Genomic DNA, 18,554 nt, shown 5'->3' on the forward strand with positions numbered 1-18,554 from the left:
TTTCACATTGAGTGAGCATAACCAGCGGCCTTGAAGTAGTTGGCGCATTCGTGAGGGAGGAAGGCGCCGAGAAGCTCGCCGATGCGCTTCCACAATCCTTCGACGGTGCGTTCGGGTTGTTGTCGGAGCAGGGTTTTGAGCTTGGCGAAAGCCATCTCGATCGGGTTCATGTCCGGTGAATAGGGCGGCAGCAGGAAGAGCTGAGCGCCGATGGCTTGAATGGCGCGGCGCACCGCCGGGAGCTTGTGGGCCGGCAGGTTGTCCATAACCACGATGTCGCCGGGGGCCAAGGTCGGCACGAGGATCTCGCGGACGTAGGCCAGAAAGGTGGCGCCATTCATCGCGCCATCGGGGCCGTCAACCCGGTGAGCCGCAAGCCGGCGACGAAGGTCGTGCTCTTCCAGTGCCCGAACGGCGCACGGGCCAGCAGCCGCTGGCCGCGCGGGGCACGGCCGTACAGCCGGGTCATCTTGGTGATGACCCCGGTTTCGTCGAGAAAGACCAAGCGGTCAGGGTCGATGAACGGCCGGGCCGCTTGCCAGCTCTGGCGCCGCGCGGCGACGGCCGGGCGCTCCTGCTCGGCGGCGCGCAAAGTTTTTTTTTGAAGCTCAAGCCGAGCCGATCCACCGCCGCTCACAGCGCCCCATGGCTTAGGATGACGGCGTGTTCGCTGGCCAGCCAACGCCGCAGCGCCGCCAAGGTGATGTCCGGCTGGGCGGCGATGCACGCGGCCACCGCCGCCTCCTGGCTCGCCGTCAGCTTGCGCGGACGATCCCCGCGGTTGGCGCTCGCCTCGACGGCGCCGGTCTTGCGGCGGCGAAGCAGCGCCTTGTAGACGTAGGACACGCTGACCTGGAACAGTGCGGCGACCGCACGGGCGGCCATCCCACCGTCCACCGCGGCCAACACGCGCATCCGCAAGTCCGAGGAATAGCTGCGACCGTGACACCAGGTCATCACTCCCCCCACAGGCCGTTGCAGAGACCAGCGAATCACACCAGCCCGCGTTTGGGAATCTGGAGGGTTCTGTGAGGTCCCGGCGGCGCCTCGGGGTGCGGGCACGCTCCCTGGGACCTCATAGAAGCCGGATTGAATGAAACCGCGGCGGTGGCCGGCGCTTATGGGAATAGTAGCACCGGTTCCGTCAGGGCTCGCGCCAGCTTGATCGCAGCATTAACATCGCAGTAGAGGAGCACCTCCATGAAGGAGGTGAGGATGCGCTGCCCGCACTGCCACTCGACCGCATCGACGGAGCGTTCGGATCGGACGGCGCATGGCTATCGGCGCTTCCGTTGCAAGGAGTGCGGCCGGCAATGCAACGAGCGCCCGGGTTCGGTGCTGAACCGGCTGCAGGTCCCCACCGACGTGGTCTTCCTGATCGTACTCTGGCGGTTGTGGTTTAAGCTCAGCCTGCGCGATCTCGCGGAAATTCTGCTGTCGCGTGGTCTGGTCTTCTCCCACGAGGCCGTGCGGGAGTGGGAGGCCAAGGTGGCCCCGCTGCTCACCGATGCTCTCCGGCGCCGCCGGCGCGATACGGTGGGGCGGAGCTGGTCCGTCGACGAGACGTACCTGAAGGTCGGCGGGCGCTGGTGCTATTTGCACCGGGCGATCGACAGCGATGGTGCCCTGGGCGAGGTCTACCTCAGCGAACACCGCGACCAGGTGGCCGCCGAACAGTTCTTCCATTCCGCGGTGGCGGTCACCGGCCGCATGCCCGAGACGGTTACGACGGACAAGCACGCCGGCTACCCGCCAGCCATCAAGCAGGTGTTCGGGGATGCGGCTGAGCACCGCACCTCCAAATTCAAGGACAACCATTTGGAGCAAGATCATCGCGGGATGAAAGGAAGGACGCGGCCGATGCGCGGATTCCAGCTCCCAGACAGCGCCCATCTTTTCTGCCGGGCCCATGACGAGGTGCGCAACTTTCTGCGCCCGGCAACCCGGCGCAACCAGCATGTTCCGACCGCCCGGCGATGGACGATCTATGTCCGGAGGGGCGCCGCCCTGCGCGACATGCTTGCCGTCGCATAATCGACTCCTCCAATTCAGGGCGGCGTCATGCCCTCATGCACGCTGTGGCGCGAGACCTGACGCAACCGTGCCAGTGCTCCTCCGCCATGTCGGTCGCCGCCGGCGTGAGCCACCGCACGTCCTTGACGTCCAGGTCGGCGTTGTGCTCGCCGGTCAGAAAGCGGCCGCGCCGCAGCATCGGGAAGGCCTGGCGCAAGGCGATGACCTTGCGCACGAACGCGATCAGCGCCTGACCGTCCTCGTCGATCCGCTCCCAGTCCAGCCAAATGATCGCGTTGTCCTGACAGTAGGCGTTGTTGTTGCCCTGCTGACTATGCCCGAATTCATCACCGGCCAGCAGCATCGGCGTGCCTTGGGACAGCAGCAGCGTCGCCAGCAGGTTGCATGTCTGGCGGAACCGCAGGTCCAGGATGTCCGGGTCGTCGGTCGGGGCTTCGGCGCCATGGTTCCAGGAGAGGTTGTTCGAGTGACCGTCGTGGTTGCCCTCGCCGTTCGCCTCGTTGTGCTTGTCGTTGTAGGAGACGAGATCGTGCAGCGTGAAGCCATCGTGGGCGCTGATGAAATTGACGCTGGCCCACGGCTTGCGGCCGCGCCGATTGAACAGGTCGCCCGAGGCGGTCAGGCGCGCCGCCAGGTCGGGCAGCTTGCCCTCGTCCCCCTTCCAGAAGCCCCGCACCGTGTCGCGGAACTTGTCGTTCCACTCCGCCCAGCCCGGCGGGAAGCCGCCGACCTGGTAGCCGCCAGGGCCGCAGTCCCATGGTGCGGCGATCAGCTTCACGCTTGACAGGATCGGGTCCTGCAGACAGCTGTCGAGAAAGCCGCCGCCCTCGTCGAAGCCATAGGGCTCGCGGCCGAGAATGGTGGCGAGATCGAAGCGGAAGCCGTCGATGTGCATCTCGGTGACCCAATAGCGCAGGCTGTCGGTCACCATCTGCAGGACGCGCGGATGGCTGAGGTTCAGCGTGTTGCCGGTGCCGGTCTCGTTGATGTAGTAGCGCTTCTGGTCGGGGATGAGGCGGTAGTAGCTGGCGTTGTCGATGCCCTTGAAGCTCAGCGTCGGGCCGCGCTCGTTGCCCTCGGCGGTGTGGTTGTAGACCACGTCCAGGATGACCTCGAGCCCGGCATCGTGGAGATGCGCGACCATCTCCTTGAATTCGGTCAGCTTGTTTGTCGCTGAGTAGCGAAGCTCCGGGGCGAAGAAACCGATGCTGTTATAGCGCCAGTAATTCGCCAGCCCCTTGTCGATGAGGTGCTGGTCCTGCACAAAGGCGTGCACGGGCAGCAGTTCGACCGAGGTCACGCCGAGGCTTTTGATGTAGTCGATCACCTCTTTCACCGCCAAGCCTGCGTAGGTGCCGCGCAGGTGCGGCGGCACGGCGGGGTGCAGCTTGGTGAAGCCCTTGATGTGGGTCTCGTAGAAGATGGTCCGTTCCCACGGGATCGAGGGCCGGCGCTCCTTGCCCCAGGTGAAGGCGGGGTCGACCACTTTGCACTTCGATGCAGGGGGCGCTGTCGCGGTCGTCGAAGGACAGTTCGTCGCCGGATTCCGTCGCATAGCCAAAATGGGCCGGGTTCCAGCGGATGTCGCCGATCAGTCCCTTGGCGTAGGGATCGAGCAGCAGCTTGTTGGGGTTGAAGCGGTGGCCGTTCTCCGGGTCGTAGGGGCCATGGACCCGGTAGGCGTAGACCGTGCCGGGCCGCGCATCCGGCAGGTAGCCGTGCCAGATTTCGTTGGTGAATTCCGGCAGTTGGACGCGCTCCAGTTCCGTTTCGCCGGTTTCATCGAACAGGCAGAGCTCCACCTTGGTCGCGTTGGCCGAGAACAGGGCGAAGTTGACGCCAAGCCCGTCCCAGGTGGCCCCGAGCGGAAACGGCAAGCCTTCGCTGATGCGTGATGTCGCCTTGTTGATGAAGGCCATGCTCCGCTCTCCGATTCTGTGGCTGCGCTGAAGCGCCAGCGAACGTGTGGCGCGGACATCCGCGCAGCCAGGCGTACAACCTGGGCTGAGACGGGCTTGTTCCAGCCCCGCCATTTTCCCCATCGGCACTGGTCGGATGAACGCGGAACCCGCGCTCGTGGGCAGGGTTGTACAGCGGCTGCGCTGCATAGCTGCACGCCCGCCGCCTGGGTTTCCCAGGCGAGGAGCCGCACCGTGCCTGCCGCTGACGGTGGAAACAAACGGACGAGTGTTTTTCCTGAGGCGTTGTGATGGTTTCGTGACCCGATCACTCGCCGCGCGGCGAGGTGGGGTCCGTTTGGTGTGCAGCCAAGAAAACCACATTGGACGGTTGCCGTTCACCTTGGAGTGGGCAAGAATCATGTGGCGCATGGACGGCGTTTGTCGCTCCGCTGATGCCGGAGAGCCGGCCTTTCGCAATAGGAGTGCCGGTTCGGATTGTTCTGTGCACAAATGTTGATACCGTGCGCCATCCAATGGCGCCACTGTAGCGCAGCAGCACGGGAAACGGGTCAAGCGGGAGATCATCATGACTGCGCTCACCAGGAACAATGTGCAGAGTTCTGGGCAAGGCAGCCAGCCGATCCTTTTCGCGCACGGCTACGGCTGCGACCAGAACATGTGGCGCCTCATCGCTCCGGCCTTTGAGGCCGATCACCGGGTCATCCTGTTCGACCATGTCGGAGCGGGGCGCTCTGACCTGTCCGCGTACGATCGTGCCAAGTACGCCACTCTGCAGGGTTACGCGGATGACATTCTCGAAATTTGCCATGAGGCGGGGCTGACCGACGTCATCTTCGTCGGGCATTCGGTCAGCGCCATGATCGGCGTGCTCGCGGCCCTTCAGGAACCCGAGCTGTTCGACAGCCTGGTGCTCGTCGGGCCTTCCCCTTGTTACATCAATGACGGCGACTACGTTGGCGGTTTTGCGCGGGAGGACGTCGAGGAACTGTTGGACTCTCTCGACAGCAACTATCTGGGCTGGTCCAGTGCCATGGCTCCGGTCATCATGGGAAACCCGGATCGCCCGGAACTGGGTGAGGAACTGACCAACAGCTTCTGCCGCACCGACCCGGAGATTGCCAAGCGCTTCGCCCGGGTCACGTTCCTGTCCGACAACCGCGCCGATCTGCCGAAGCTGACGACGCGTTGCCTCATCCTGCAATGCTCGGAGGACGTGATTGCCCCCACGACGGTCGGCGCCTACATGCATCGCGCCCTGCCCAGCAGCGCGTTCGTCCAAATGAGGGCGACCGGGCATTGCCCCAACCTGAGCGCGCCCGAGGAAACCATCGCCGCCATCAAGGCGTTTCTGGCAAAGAGTGGGGGTGACGCACCGTGACGACCAATGACCTCCTGGACGAGAGCCTGGAGGACCTCTATGAGACCGCACCCTGCGGCTACGTGTCCACGCGGCCGGACGGGACCATCGTCAAGATCAACGGGACGCTGCTCGCCTGGACGGGGTACCGGCGGGAAGACCTGCTGGCGGGCAAGCGCTTTCAGGACCTGCTGACGGTCGCGGGGAAAATCTTCTACGAAACACATTATGCCCCGCTCCTGCAGATGCAGGGCTTTCTGAACGAGATCGCCTTCGAGATCGCTTGCGCCGACGGCACCCGGCTTCCGGTCTTGGTCAACGCCGTCCAAAAGCACGATGACGCCGGGCGGGCGGTGTTCACGCGCGTTTCCGTCTTCAACGCCACCGACCGCCGCAGGTACGAGCAGGAACTGTTGCGGGCGCGCCGGCAGGCGGAACAGAGCGAAGAGCGTTACCGGTTTCTCGCGGAGTCCAACCCGCATATGGTGTGGACCGCCTTGGCGGATGGTCAGATCGACTACATGAACGCTCGCTGGGCCGATTACACCGGCTTGGCCAGTGACCAGGCTCTGGGGTGGCGTTGGGCGGACCTCCTCCACCCCAACGACCGGGCCATGGCGAGTGCGGCGTGGCGGATCGCCGTTCAGGATGGCGCGTCCTACTCGGCGGAGTTCCGCGTTCGACGCGGCGACGGCCAACACCGCTGGTTTCTGGCCCGTGCCGAGCCGTTCCGCGACGAGCAGGGGCAAATCATCCGCTGGTTTGGCACCGCGACGGACATCGAGGATGCCAAGCGGATCGAGCGGGTGCTACGCGAACGCGAGCAACTCTACCGCACTCTGGCGGAAGCCTTGCCGCAGCTGGTCTGGATGACCCGAGGCGACGGAACCCCAGACTATTTCAACCGGCGTTGGCGGGAGTACACGGGCGTCGAGCTGCTCACGGAGCAAGCCAACGACTGGGCGGGCCTGGTGCACCCGGAGGACTTGGACCGTGTTCTCCAGCATTGGGACCGATCCCTGACAACGGGAGCACCGTATGAGATCGAATACCGCCTTCGTGGCGCCGACGGTCGCTACCGATGGTTTCTGGCGCGCGCGACGCCGGTGCGTGAGGGCGGGGGAGAGATCGTGCGCTGGTTCGGCACGGGCACCGACATCACCGAGATCGTCCGCGCGCGCGAGACACTGACCCGAAGCGGCGAAGAGCTCCAGCGTCTGGTGGCCGAGCGGACGGCCCAACTGGAGGACTCCAACCGTCGGCTCCGTGCCGAAATGGAGGAGCGCGTGCAGGTGCAGCAAGCGTTGCAGCGGGCGCAGAAGCTGGAAGCCATCGGCCAGCTCACCGGCGGCGTCGCGCACGATTTCAACAACCTGCTTCAGGTGATCGCCGGGAACCTGCAACTCCTCGAGCGCAACATCAGCAACGCCCAGGAGGCGCAGCGGCGCTTGCACGCCGCCATGGGGGCGGTGGAGCGCGGCGCCAAGCTGGCGGCGCAATTGCTCGCCTTCGCGCGCCGACAGCCCCTTGAGCCCAGGGTGATCAACCTCGGGCGTCTGGTCCGCGCCATGGACGACCTGCTGCGTCGGGCCTTGGGCGAGGCCATTGACATCGAAACGATCATCGCCGGCGGGCTGTGGAACACCATCGTCGACCCCGATCAGGTCGAGAATGTGATTTTGAACCTCGCGGTGAACGCTCGTGACGCGATGGAGGGTGTCGGCAAGCTGACCATCGAGGCCGGCAACGCCATGCTCGACGACCACTATGCCCGCCAGCACGCCGACGTCACGCCAGGCCAGTACGTGATGCTGGCCGTCACCGACACCGGCTGTGGCATGCCACCGGAGGTGATCGAGCGGGTGTTCGAGCCGTTCTTCAGCACCAAGCCGGAAGGCAAAGGCACCGGTCTGGGCCTCAGCATGGTCTATGGCTTCGTCAAGCAGTCCGCCGGGCACGTGAAGATCTACAGCGAGGTCGGTCAGGGAACGACCATCCGCATCTATCTGCCCCGTGTTCATCAGGCGGAAGAGGTTGCTCCCGACCTTCGCCGGGCGCCGGTTCAAGGCGGCAGCGAGACGATCCTCGTGGTCGAGGACGACCCGGCGGTTCAGGCCACGGTGGTCGATACGCTGACGGACCTCGGTTATCGGGTGCTGAAGGCGAATGATGCGCAGAGCGCGATAACGGTGATCAACAGCGGGGTTCCGATCGACCTCGTGTTCACCGACGTCGTCATGCCCGGCCCATTGCGCAGCACGGACTTGGCGCGTCAGGCCCAGGCGGCCATTCCGGGCGTGGTCGTGCTGTTCACCTCGGGGTACACGAACAACGCCATCATTCACGGCGGGCGGCTGGATCCCGGCGTGCATCTGCTGAGCAAGCCCTACAGCCGAGAGGATCTGGCCCGCAAAGTCCATCATCTTCTACACAACCGCGAAGTGCCGGCGGTTCCTCAACTGTCGCTTTCGGGCCAACAGAAGCCCACGGACGGGTCTCCCTCGAGCTATCGCATTCTTCTGGTTGAAGATGATGCGCTCATTCAGATGACGACGCTGGAAATGCTGGAGGCCCTTGGCCACACCGTCACCGCCGTGTCCGATGCCGAGGAAGCCCAGAGGGTGCTGGCGGACGGCAACTTTGACGTGCTGTTTACCGATGTGAGCTTGCCCGGCCGGTCCGGGGTGGAACTGGCACGACAGGCGGTTCGCCAAACGCCGCAATTGCAGGTCATCATCGCTTCAGGCTTCGGCGACGATCTGGCCGCCGAGCAAACCAAAGCGGGACTGAACGCCGTCGCGCTGTCCAAGCCCTACACTCTTGACGGCATTGAGCGCGCCCTGAGCCGCTTGCGGCGGTTGCCTTGAATGATACCGTCATGTGTGGACGACCGCTGCGGCGCAAGGGAAAAGAGATCTGGCTTGGCGAAAAGGTCGGGTGCGGTCCTGTGTCCGGCCTCGAAGGATGCGGTGCTGATGACCGCGGGCCATGATGAACTCCGCGGGATTGGGTCCCGATCAACGTGCCGCGCTCGAGGCGCATGACAGTACGTGGGTCTTCCCGATCCCCGGCTCGAACCGTTTCGCCATCACCTCTCTCGGCACCCTCACACAGCATGGTCCTGTTCTTCAGCGTTACCAAACCGGACGGTCCAGCGACACGGTGGCTTGCATCCGATGGTGGAACAGACCGCTCGGCGGCGGGGCCTTGTCAAGCCCAGCGCCGCCGCAGGCGGTGGCCCGCAGGGCCAGGCTTGAGAAGGCGCCGCCGACGGGCGGACAATCCGCTCCGGATGCTCCCGGCGCTGACCGCTCAGGGAACCGCCGGAACCGGGACAGTCTTGCGGTAGACGTCGCCGCGGCGGAGCACGGCCCAAGCGACGCGGGCCATCTTGTTGGCCAGCGCGATGCTGACCAGCCGGGGCGGTTTGCGGGCCAGCAGGCCCTTCAGCCACTCGCCCTCGCCGGGCGCTTTGCGGCGGGCATAGCGGATCACCGTGGTGGCGCCCATGACCAGAAGACGACGGAGCGAGCGGTCGCCAGCCTTGGTGATGCCGCCCAGCCGGTCCTTGCCACCGCTGGAGTTCTGCCGCGGCACCAGCCCCAACCACGCGGCCAGATGGCGCCCATTTTTGAACGCGCTCGGATCGCTGACGGTGGCGGCGAGCACTGAGGCGGTGATCGGCCCGATGCCGGGAATGGTGGCCAGATTGCGACTGGCCTCGGTGGTGCGATGCCACGCCAGGATGGCCTTCTCCAGGGCCGCAATCCGCGCGCGGCAGCTCGCGATCTGTTCGGCCAATTCCACCAGGGCCAAGCGAACCAACTCGGGGAGCGTCAGATCGCTCAGCCGATCGATCAACTCGGCCAGCTTACGAGGGCCTTGCGCCCCCACGATGCCGAATTCCGCCAGATGGGCGCGCAGGGCATTGAGCAGCATGGTGCGCTGCCGCACCAGCAGGTCACGGGAGCGATGGAGCACCAGAACGCCTTGCTGGTCCTCGCTCTTGATCGGAACGAAGGCCATGTGCGGCCGCGTCACCGCCTCGGCGATGGCCGCGGCATCGGCGGCGTCGTTCTTCTTGCCGCGCTGGACGTAGGCCTTGACCCGGGTCGGCGGGATCAGCCGGACCTCATGGCCGAGAGCCCGGATGAGACGCGCCCAGTGATGAGCCGTCGCGCACGCCTCCAGACCGACCAGGCAAGGCGTCAAGCCACGAAAGAACGCCTCCACCTGCTCCCGGCGAAGCTGCCGGCGCCCGACCACCTTTCCGGCTTCATCAACGCCATGAACCTGGAAGACGTGCTTGGCAAGATCGAGACCGACGGTGACAATGCTCATGTGGACGGCCCTCTCATAGGTGGAGTTCAGCAACCACAAATCTATGGCACCTCGATGCCGGGAGCAGCGGTCGTCCACACCATCAACTTGTCGGTTGGCTGGTTGCCAAGGCTGACGCAGGCGGGGTACGGAAGGGGCATGACGACGCGCCCCGATGCCCGCTACGCCGGCTTCCGCTTTCCCGGCGAGATCATTGCCACGGCGGTGTGGCTGTAGTTCCGGTTTCCCTTGAGCCTGCGGATGGTCGAGGAGATGCTGGCGGCTCGCGGTATCACCGTGAGCGACGAGACGGTGCGCCAGTGGGCCCGGAAGTTCGGCCCTGAGATCGCCACCCGGTTGCGCCAGCGGGCGCCACGGCGGGGCGACAAGACCCCATGTCTGCTGGGCTGAGGATGGTGGTCCGCCTCGCGATGTGCACCGTTCGAGGGTTGCTCCGGCTCATCGCCGACGCCTTGCCTCGCACAGGAGACGGACCGTGGAAGAGCCTATCACGTTCATTGGCCTGGATGTTCATAAGGCGACGATCGCCATCGGCGTCGCCAGCGCAGGGCGTTCCGGCGAGGTGCGGTTTCTCGGCGAAATTCCAAACCGGCCGGCCGCTCTGGCACGCATAGTCGAGAAGTGTCAATCGGCTTCGGACTCAGACCCCGGATCGGCGTCGAACATTGCCCCCCTGAAGCGGCCCGGAAGATCGTCGTGGCGGGCGAGAGATGGCCGGGAGATCAGGCGCGGTTCTTGAAGCGCCGGCTTTCGTTCCCGGTTTCGATGATGTCGCAGTGGTGGGTCAGCCGGTCCAACAGCGCCGTCGTCATCTTGGCGTCCCCGAACACCACACAGTGCCCCACTGCTGGATCGGCTTGTTTCTGAGGTTACGATCACTCATCGGCGGCATTGCCTTTATGGTCAATGCCTTACCCTGGACCCGGCGGGATCGTCGCGTGGTCCCGATTGGGTCTGTTGTTTTTCAGAGAAGTATCCATGTATGCAGCAGCCACCAATCGAGTGTGCGAAACGGTGCGAGCGGCGCTTGGCGACTGGGTGCCGCGCATTCACAGCAGCGATCGGGTGTGCCCATGAGCCAGATTTGCAACTCTACACGCATCGGGTTTGTGGATCACCGCTTCTACCGTATCCAGCTACGGTATCTTGTCTGTTATGTTTTCCACCCGCCGCAATCGAGCTTCCTGCAACAAGCGGCGGGCGCCGGAAAGGTTACCGTATCACGCCCGTAGAGCCACGGTTGCTACTTCCATCGGCTCTTGTGGTTGAGGCTTAATGACTTCTTCATCACCGTCGGGCCGGTCCCCCAGGAGCGGACAATAACGGATCGTGCCCATCTGCTCAACCGATAGGCATCCACGGCCGGATCGGTGTTGCAGCCGCCGGGATCGCCACAATGGCCGTGCCAAGCTCGCCCCGCACTGATCATCCCCGGCTACGCCACCATGGGCGTGGTCAGCCGCTTGATTGATGTGGGCGGCTTCGTGAAGCCCCGCGCAGCTCCGGCTGGACACGGCCTGTTTGGGACGCCGCCCGGTTTGTGGGTCTGCGCATCGCTGGGGCAGTCTCACCGGATTCCGAGTTCGACCATCCAACGCGGGAGAATGGCCAATGCTTTGCTCAAGGATGACAGCCACTGTGTTCGCCGCAACGATGTTGCTTCTCGGCAACGGCGCGTCAGCGCAGCAGCCGTCCAACGCGTCGGGCAACACGGCGGCGTCGAGTGGAACCCAAGCGGAAAAGCCGGACGCGACCATCGAGTTTTCCGGCGGCAGCGTTGCGCTGGGCGTCGGTTACAGCTGGGGGCACGGCGTCCTCCACTTCCAGGGCAAAGACTACCCGTTCACGGCGAACGGCTTCAGCGTCGTCAACGTCGGCGCCTCGTCGGTGGAGGCAACGGGCAACGTCTATCATCTGACGAAGGTCGAGGATTTCCCGGGCAACTACATGGCCGCCGCCGCCGGAGCCACGGTCGCCGGCGGCGCCACGGGGGCTGCCATGGAAAATCAGCACGGTGTCGTCATCCGGGCCACGTCGAAAAACCAGGGACTCCAGCTCACGCTCGCGCCGTCGGGCATCGCGATCGCGCTTGAGGGACCTCCGGCGGCCATGTCGGGGTCAAGCTCGCAGTAGCGGTGATCCGGAGCGGTGGTTCGCGGGCATGACCATGCGGGCGGTGCCGTCCAGGTGCCGCTCGCGCGGACACCCATCGGACGGCCTCGCAGCGGCGCGAGGCGAACCGGGGCGTACGCGCCGCCGAGCGTCGCGGAACGCTGCGGGAAGCGTTCTGCGGAGCGGGCGCATCCGCCCGGCTACCGTTGAATGGGGCGCGTTCCACCCGTTCCACCACGACCACAGCACCCCAGTCGCCGACGCCGATCCATGACGAGGACGCGCCCTGGCTCGAGGCCATGAGCCCAGGCGCGCCTCCCACACCCTTGCGAGCCATGCGAGGGCATCCATGTCAAAGAAAACGCGGCACGCCGTCGAACGCTTCCCGGACTTGGCACAAGCGATCAAGCAGTACAGCGCGGACAACCGCTTTTTCAGCAGCTTGTGCGAAGACTACGGCGAAGCGGTCGAGATACTACGGCAGTGGGAAAAGGCGGCCGGCAGCAAAACCGGCAGCAAAACACCGGCGCCGTTGCAGGCCTGTCGCGCCCTCGTTGCGGACCTTGAGGACGAGATTCTGCGAGAGCTCCGGTTCTGGAATGATCCGAACCTCGCCGCTTCGGATGATGACCCTTCGATCTGACCGGCGGACCAGGGTCCATTTGAAGTGGCATTCTTGGAGGTGTTTGCTCTTGGCGGTGCTTGCTTTTTGTGCAATTTGGCTCAGTTTTGACGCATAACGTTCCGAGAAGAGTCGAACACCTTCTGATAATCTTTCGTTCTGTGATCCTGGGCCATTTGCCTGTCAGCCGGATGTCAGGCGCCGAAAAGGAACACACGCATGTCATGCTCCTTGGACAACATCATTCCGCGCGAGCTGATCGTGGCGGCCCTGGAGCGCATTCTTGCCAGCCGGGAGTTCCGCAACTCCACCCGCAATCGGCGTTTCATCCAATTTGTCGTGAATGAAGCTCTGGCCGGACGCTCCGACCACATCAAGGCTTACGCCATCGCGCTGGACGTGTTCAACCGTAACGCCAGTTTCGATCCGATGCTCGACCCGGTCGTCCGCATCCAAGCCGGCCGCGTCCGACGCAGCCTGGAGCGCTATTACGACACCGAGGGGGCCGACGCCCAGGTTCGGATCACCATCCCCAAGGGCAGCTATGTCCCACATTTCTTTCTCGTGGGGAGCAATGCCCCTCACGTCAACGCCCCTCACGCCCTTGACCAACAAAGTGTGAGCGGGGCTCGCAACCTTGCTCCGCCCTTTGCCGCTTTTTGGCGCGGTGCTCCCAAGGCGAACCAGCCGGTCGCCACGCCGTCCCCATGGTCCGAACTCACCGCGCGCACGATCAATCCGCGTCTGGTTCTTATCACAGCGGCAGCCCTGGTGTTCGTGACAGCCCTCCTTGTGCTTATGGTGGTGGGCGGTCCAGTCCGGACGAGGTTGGCAGTGCAGGAGCCTTCGTTCAGCGCCACGCGCGCGCCCTCGCTGATGGTGCTGCCCTTCACCAACGGCGCCGGCGACCCGGCCCAGGACGTCGTTGCCGATGGCTTCGCCGAAGATTTGGCCGGGGCCCTCGTCCGGTCCCAAAGAGTGCGTGTGTTCGGAGCGGACAACCACAAGCTCCCCCCATCACCGCTGCACAAGGCGCGGCCTGACGTTCCCATGGATTACGTGCTTCGGGGCAGCATCAGCCAGTCCGGCGAACAGGTCCAGGTCACGACTGTGCTGAGCGACGGCCAGAGCCGCCGCTACCTTTGGGCCGACGATATCCGCCGGGAGGCGAAACCCGACACGATGATCGCGGTGCGGCAGGACATTGCCGTCGAGGTCGCCCGTGCCCTGACGCAACCGAAAGGCGTGTTCGACACCGAAGCGGCGCGAGGCTCTCTCACGCGCCCGCTGACGGCGCTGTCCACTCCCGAATGTGGGTCATTTCGCAAACTGATGCCTTGGATTGGGCTGACGGCGCTCTGTTGAAGAACGGATTTCGGAGGGGATGTCCATGCGATCTCTGCGACCTGTGCAGCCGTTGCGCGGGGCCTTGTCGGCCCTGGCCGGCGTCCTGTTCGTTCTGATCACCGCGACGGGCTGCGGCACGCCCACGCGCCTCGACGCGGTGCCGGTCGCCAGCGAGGCCAAGGCTAGCGTTGTCGGCATGCCCGAGGTGCGCTACTGGGGAGACGACGAAGTCAGCGACTTCCAACGTGATGCTCTGGAGTCTGTGCGCCGAGAGCGGGTCCTGTTGCAGCAAGCGGGGCTTCGCGGACCACTGCCCCCGGCCAACTTCCTAGCGATCTCCGGGGGTGGCGAGGACGGCGCCTTCGGCGCCGGCCTGCTGGTCGGATGGAGCGCCGCCGGAACGCGGCCGCGCTTCAAGGGCGTCACCGGCATCAGCACCGGAGCGCTGATCGCGCCCTTCGCCTTTCTCGGGCCCGCGTACGACGACAAGCTCAAGGAGGTCTACACGACCATCACGAACAAGGACGTCCTCGAACAGCGCGGCTTCCTGGCGGCCATCAACAACGATGCCATGGCCGACACCGCGCCGCTGCGGAAGCTGGTGCAGCGGATCTTCGACCAGCCGATGCTGGACGCGATCGCGGCCGAGCATGAGAAGGGCCGCATCCTGCTGATCGGCACCACCAACCTCGACGCCCGCCGCCCGGTCATCTGGAACGTCACCAAGATCGCGGCCAGTCGTCACCCGCAGGCGCTTGAGCTGGTGCAAACCCTCCTGGTGGCCTCGGCGGCCATCCCCGGGGCCTTTCCCCCGGTCATGATCAGCGTCGAGGCAGACGGCAAGAGGTTCGAGGAGATGCACGTGGACGGCGGCGCCACGGCGCAGGTGTTCGTCTATCCGCCCGGCTTGAACCTGAAGGCGGAAGCGCAGCGGGCGGGGATCACGCGCCAGCGGCGTCTCTACGTCATCCGCAACGCCCGGCTCGATCCGGACTGGGCGCAGGTCGATCGCCAGACCTTGAGCATCGCCAACCGCGCCATCGCCTCGCTGATCCAGACGCAAGGTGTCGGCGATCTGTACCGCATCTACATCACCGCCCAGCGCGACGGCATCGACTTCAATCTCGCCTACATTCCCGAGACCTTCAAGACGCCGCTCCGCGAGCCGTTCGACCCGGTCTACATGAAGGACCTGTTCAAGATCGGCTACGACCTCGCCGCCAACGGTTATCCCTGGGCCAAGACCCCGCCCGGCTATGCCGCACCACAGGTGGAGCCGCCGGTTCCGGCCACGACGGCCAGGGCGGCATCCGCCAAGCGGACCACCGCCGGGGCCGGCTTCTGAAGAACCTCACAGCGGAGAGCGACCGGCCATGGCAAATCCAATGCGTTTCAAGGCTGGCGAGGTGCTGTTTCGACAGAGGGACGCGAGCGACTGCGTGCTCTGGGTCAGGCATGGTGAAATCGAAGTCCTGCGCGAACATGGGGACGCGTCCATCCGGATCGGCCAAGTGCGGGGCGGCGAATGGCTGGGGGAAATGGGCGTGATCGAAAGCCGCCCCCGCAGCGCCACCGCCCGGGCCTCCACGGACGGCGCGGCCGAGGTTCTGGGTGCGCAGGACTTCCTGGATCGGGTGAGCCGCGACGCCGCGCTGGCGCGCGATCTGATCCAACGCCTCAGCGTTCGACTGCGGACGATCGAGGACAAGATCGCCGGCGACCTGCTGCCCGAGGCGGCCGGGCCCGCCTCCGCCGCGGGCGGCGGGGTGCCGTCCGACGACATGATCCCCGGCGACGCACCGATCACCCTGATCGCCCAGTCCGACGTCCTGCGCGCGCGGATCGGCGGAGGTCCCCTCCCCATCAAGCGCTTGCCGTTCGTCGTCGGTCGGGCTCTCGCCAGCGGCGAAGCCCCGCCGCTGCGGCAACCCGATCTGTGCATCGACGACCAGGAGCCCTTTCGCCTCTCGCGCGACCATTTCATGATCACCCGCCAGCAGAACCGCCTGCTGGTCACCGATCTCGGCAGCACGCTCGGGACGGTGGTGAACGGGCAGGCGATCGGGCAGAACGTCATGCGGGACACGGCCCTTCTGCGTCGTGGCGACAATCATGTCGTCGCCGGCGGCGAGGGGGCTCCCTTCGACTTCGCCGTGTCCGTCGCGTGACGGGTTTCTGGGAGGCCACGGCCCGCGGCCGCGACCGTATCGGAGGGTTGAGGCCGGAGGGTTGAGGCATGCGCCTTCGTGTCAGCTATCAACTCTCGATCACGTCGATGGTCGGCGTCCTGGTGCTTGGGGTCGGGCTGGGGTTGGTCGTCCTGAGCTTCGACCGGGCGCGGTCGATCACCCGCTCCGCGGCCCTGACGTTCATCGATCGCGTCGCGGAGCACACGGCCGACCGCGTCGACGGCGAGTTCAAGGGTGTTCTCGACACCCTGGAGGTGCTGGCGACGCTTCCCGCCATCACGTCCAGCGCCATCGCGAACAATCCCCCATTGTACGCGGTGATGGCGGCGCTCTTGCGACGGCATGCTCAGCTTTACAACTTGTATGTCGGCTACGACGACGGTGCCTACCTTGAACTCGATGACCTGTCCCGGGTCGGCGACGCGGCACGCGGGCAAATGGGCACGCCGCCCGATTCCGCGTTCCGGCTCGCGGTCATCGGCAAAGCGCAAGAGCAGCAAACGCGAGCTCAGGTCACGCAGTATCTATCGGCCGGCCTTGCACCCATAGCGAGGACAGAACGCGAGACCGACTATGATCCACGCGGCCGGCCCTGGTATCGCACAGCGATCGACGACACCGCCGGGGCCGTCACCGCTCCGTATGTGTCCGTACTGACGGCTTTGCCCGGCTACACGGTTCGGCTGCCGTTCCAAGGTGACCGGCACGGAGTCGTGGCAGGAAACATCCTCTTAGCCGACATCGGAGCATTCTTGCGCGCCCAGCAACTTGGCGCGTCGGGGGTCGTGCTGCTGTTCGACGACAACGGGCGTGTCGTCGCCCATCCGCGCATGGCGTCGGTCCTGCACCAACGTGCCCCGGGCGGGCAACTGGAGCTGCCGCACCTCGACCAGATGCTGGATGTCGACATCACGCCTCCCTTGAACGCCTGGATGGCCGGTGGCGCCGCGGAGCAGATTTTCTCGCGGGCGACCGACGGCCGTACGTATGTGGCGGCTTTCCGGTCGGTTCCATCGGCGGGTTCTGCCCACCTGCGGTTGGCCGTCGTCGCTCCGCTTGACGAATTCTTCGCGGCGGTCGAGGCCGGACGGCGTCGCCTGGTCCTCCTCGCCCTCGGGGTCGTTCTCGGAACGCTCCCCATGGTCTGGTGGATCGGCTCGCGGCTGTCGCGGTCCATGAAGGATTTGGCTAGGGAAACCGAGCGCATTCAGAATTTTGAGACGGCCAGCCCTCGACCAGAGGTCCGATCTTTGATTCGGGAAATCGATGATCTCGGGCGGTCCGTGGCCACCATGCGGACGGTGGTGCTGACCTTCGCCCGGTTCGTGCCCAAGCGCCTGGTCCAGCAGCTGGTCACGACGGGCGCGGCGCTGCGGCTGGGCGGCACCCGCCGGGAGGTGACGGTCCTCTTCACCGACATCGAGGGATTCACCGCGATCACCGAAAAGGCGGCGCCTGAGCAGGTGATGATCCAGACATCCCGCTACCTCGGCGTGCTGTCCGCCGCGATCATGGAGCATGGCGGCACGGTCGACAAATTCATCGGCGACGCCGTCATGGCGATCTGGAACGCGCCGGCGGACGATCCCGATCACGTCGCCCATGCCTGCGCCGCCGTGCTGGCCTGCCGGACGGCGATCCAGCAGCTCAACGCCGCCTTTGAACAGGAGGGCTGGCCGGCTTACCGGACGCGCTTCGGGCTTCACACCGGCGAGGCCGTGGTCGGCACCATCGGCTCCGCCGACCGCATGGCCTACACCGTGCTCGGCGCGACGGTCAATCTGGCCGCCCGGTTGGAGCCGCTCAACAAGGATTACGGCACGGACATCCTGGTGAGCGCAGAAGTCGCCGAGCGCGTGTCCGAACGCTTTGTGTTCCGCTTGGTGGACACAGTTCGGCCACGCGGATTTCAGGAGCCAATTCGTATCTTTGAGCTGAACGCCGTTCGGGACATGGTCCCGTCGCCGCGGCCGATACACCGCGTCCGATAAGATCTTTTTTCACGCAAACCGCGGCCAGCTGCTATGGAGCGTCATCGGACAAAGCCTCGTCATCCGGTTCTGCTGTCTGGCTCCCAAGGCTCTGCGTCGGCTGTGGTGGCAAGCCCAAAATCCGCACCGGAGGGGGAGCCACGCTCAGCGTCGTCGTCTCCCCCTGCCAACCGCCGCGGCCCGCGTCATCATCACAGCACCATCTGAAAACCGCACGTTAATAGGTTTCGCTGCCGGAAAGGCCGCCAGGATCACCGTTGAAACCTGGACCGACACCGCCAAGACCATCGCTTGGGGCGACTTCCGAGAATGCACCGGTGGTCTCAGGCGAATGGCCAGCGTCCAGAAATTCCGTGTCGCCACGTATCGGGGGCGCGAGCCCACGCGGCTCACAGACAACGTGGTCCGCGCGGAAGATGGATTGAAAGAGGTTGCACGAATTCCCGGTGATCAGGTCCAGGCCATGGTCGGTAATGAACTTGCCGGACATCCCTACCGAGACGACGTCAGCCACCATGCCGGCCGCACAGCCACACAGCGAAAGCGCGACGACGGACACACCAGCCCAGACGCAAACGCTACCGCTGGCATGCTGTCTTTCCGATGGATGATAAGGGTTCCGCATCGCACACCTGCCAC

11 protein-coding genes and 4 pseudogenes are annotated in these 18,554 nt (G+C 65.2%); 10 read left to right on the top strand and 5 right to left on the bottom strand.

The features are described 5' to 3' along the window. Window positions 1–2: 2 nt before the first annotated feature. Window positions 3–957, bottom strand: a pseudogene (locus M2351_RS30410) (IS630 family transposase). A 243-nt stretch (window positions 958–1,200) separates the two neighbouring features. On the opposite strand from M2351_RS30410, the gene M2351_RS30415 reads away from it, so the two are divergent. After that, window positions 1,201–2,034, top strand: coding sequence for an IS6 family transposase (locus M2351_RS30415; protein WP_264659768.1), 834 nt, complete (start codon window positions 1,201–1,203; stop codon window positions 2,032–2,034). Window positions 2,035–2,104: 70 nt separating this feature from the next. Here M2351_RS30415 and glgX read toward each other — a convergent pair. Next, window positions 2,105–3,953: pseudogene (gene glgX, locus M2351_RS30420) on the bottom strand (glycogen debranching protein GlgX); the annotation flags it as partial. Between the two features lie 568 nt (window positions 3,954–4,521). Between glgX and M2351_RS30425 the strand changes: the two are divergent. Together M2351_RS30425 and M2351_RS30430 are read left to right on the top strand one after the other, a co-directional pair. Beyond that, entirely contained in the window at window positions 4,522–5,334 is an 813-nt protein-coding gene (locus tag M2351_RS30425; protein WP_264659769.1) for an alpha/beta fold hydrolase, read from the top strand. Then, on the top strand, window positions 5,331–8,180 hold the full coding sequence (locus M2351_RS30430) for a hybrid sensor histidine kinase/response regulator (RefSeq protein WP_264659770.1): 2,850 nt from the start codon (window positions 5,331–5,333) through the stop codon (window positions 8,178–8,180). Before M2351_RS30425 ends, M2351_RS30430 begins: the two co-directional genes overlap by 4 nt. 445 nt (window positions 8,181–8,625) lie before the next feature. On the opposite strand, the gene M2351_RS30435 is transcribed toward M2351_RS30430, so the two are convergent. Then, a complete protein-coding gene (locus tag M2351_RS30435; RefSeq protein WP_264659771.1) occupies window positions 8,626–9,654 on the bottom strand; it encodes an IS110 family RNA-guided transposase in 1,029 nt (342 codons plus the stop codon). A 138-nt stretch (window positions 9,655–9,792) separates the two neighbouring features. On the opposite strand from M2351_RS30435, the pseudogene M2351_RS30440 reads away from it, so the two are divergent. Next, window positions 9,793–10,023 (top strand): annotated as a pseudogene (locus M2351_RS30440) (IS6 family transposase); the annotation flags it as partial. Between the two features lie 353 nt (window positions 10,024–10,376). Here the strand turns inward: M2351_RS30440 and M2351_RS30445 are convergent. Next, window positions 10,377–10,484: pseudogene (locus tag M2351_RS30445) on the bottom strand (ATP-binding protein); the annotation flags it as partial. 808 nt (window positions 10,485–11,292) lie between these two features. Between M2351_RS30445 and M2351_RS30450 the strand changes: the two are divergent. The 6 genes from M2351_RS30450 (at window position 11,293) to M2351_RS30475 (ending at window position 17,915) form a co-directional block, all read left to right on the top strand. Then, window positions 11,293–11,787: a hypothetical protein gene (locus M2351_RS30450; protein WP_264659772.1), complete on the top strand. Its 495-nt coding sequence runs from the start codon at window positions 11,293–11,295 to the stop codon at window positions 11,785–11,787. A 328-nt stretch (window positions 11,788–12,115) separates the two neighbouring features. Then, window positions 12,116–12,409, top strand: a complete 294-nt coding sequence (locus M2351_RS30455; RefSeq protein ID WP_264659773.1) for a hypothetical protein — start codon at window positions 12,116–12,118, stop codon at window positions 12,407–12,409. Window positions 12,410–12,619: 210 nt separating this feature from the next. Further along, window positions 12,620–13,753 carry a hypothetical protein gene (locus M2351_RS30460; protein WP_264659774.1) on the top strand — a complete coding sequence of 378 codons (1,134 nt, stop codon included), beginning with the start codon at window positions 12,620–12,622 and terminating at the stop codon, window positions 13,751–13,753. A gap of 25 nt (window positions 13,754–13,778) precedes the next feature. Continuing rightward, complete coding sequence (locus tag M2351_RS30465) at window positions 13,779–15,080, top strand: patatin-like phospholipase family protein (RefSeq protein WP_264659775.1); 1,302 nt, start codon at window positions 13,779–13,781, stop codon at window positions 15,078–15,080. 28 nt (window positions 15,081–15,108) lie between these two features. Further along, window positions 15,109–15,903 carry a cyclic nucleotide-binding domain-containing protein gene (locus M2351_RS30470; RefSeq protein WP_264659776.1) on the top strand — a complete coding sequence of 265 codons (795 nt, stop codon included), beginning with the start codon at window positions 15,109–15,111 and terminating at the stop codon, window positions 15,901–15,903. A gap of 68 nt (window positions 15,904–15,971) precedes the next feature. Beyond that, complete coding sequence (locus tag M2351_RS30475; protein ID WP_264659777.1) at window positions 15,972–17,915, top strand: adenylate/guanylate cyclase domain-containing protein; 1,944 nt, start codon at window positions 15,972–15,974, stop codon at window positions 17,913–17,915. A gap of 217 nt (window positions 17,916–18,132) precedes the next feature. Here the strand turns inward: M2351_RS30475 and M2351_RS30480 are convergent, their stop codons facing one another. Then, window positions 18,133–18,432, bottom strand: a complete 300-nt coding sequence (locus M2351_RS30480) for a hypothetical protein (RefSeq protein ID WP_264659778.1) — start codon at window positions 18,430–18,432, stop codon at window positions 18,133–18,135. Window positions 18,433–18,554 lie beyond the last annotated feature (122 nt).

Origin of the sequence: Azospirillum canadense, from assembly GCF_025961225.1 — a bacterium.
In the GTDB taxonomy this organism is placed as follows: Bacteria; Pseudomonadota; Alphaproteobacteria; order Azospirillales; family Azospirillaceae; genus Azospirillum; species Azospirillum canadense.

What these genes read in the sequence shown, in the direction of transcription:
- M2351_RS30415 (WP_264659768.1), top strand. Translation starts at nt 1,201, where the DNA reads ATGAAGGAGGTGAGGATGCGCTGCCCGCACTGCCACTCGACCGCATCG.
- M2351_RS30425 (WP_264659769.1), top strand. Translation starts at nt 4,522, where the DNA reads ATGACTGCGCTCACCAGGAACAATGTGCAGAGTTCTGGGCAAGGCAGC.
- M2351_RS30435 (WP_264659771.1), bottom strand. Translation starts at nt 9,654, where the DNA reads ATGAGCATTGTCACCGTCGGTCTCGATCTTGCCAAGCACGTCTTCCAG.
- M2351_RS30455 (WP_264659773.1), top strand. Translation starts at nt 12,116, where the DNA reads ATGTCAAAGAAAACGCGGCACGCCGTCGAACGCTTCCCGGACTTGGCA.
- M2351_RS30465 (WP_264659775.1), top strand. Translation starts at nt 13,779, where the DNA reads ATGCGATCTCTGCGACCTGTGCAGCCGTTGCGCGGGGCCTTGTCGGCC.
- M2351_RS30470 (WP_264659776.1), top strand. Translation starts at nt 15,109, where the DNA reads ATGGCAAATCCAATGCGTTTCAAGGCTGGCGAGGTGCTGTTTCGACAG.
- M2351_RS30475 (WP_264659777.1), top strand. Translation starts at nt 15,972, where the DNA reads ATGCGCCTTCGTGTCAGCTATCAACTCTCGATCACGTCGATGGTCGGC.
- M2351_RS30480 (WP_264659778.1), bottom strand. Translation starts at nt 18,432, where the DNA reads ATGGTGGCTGACGTCGTCTCGGTAGGGATGTCCGGCAAGTTCATTACC.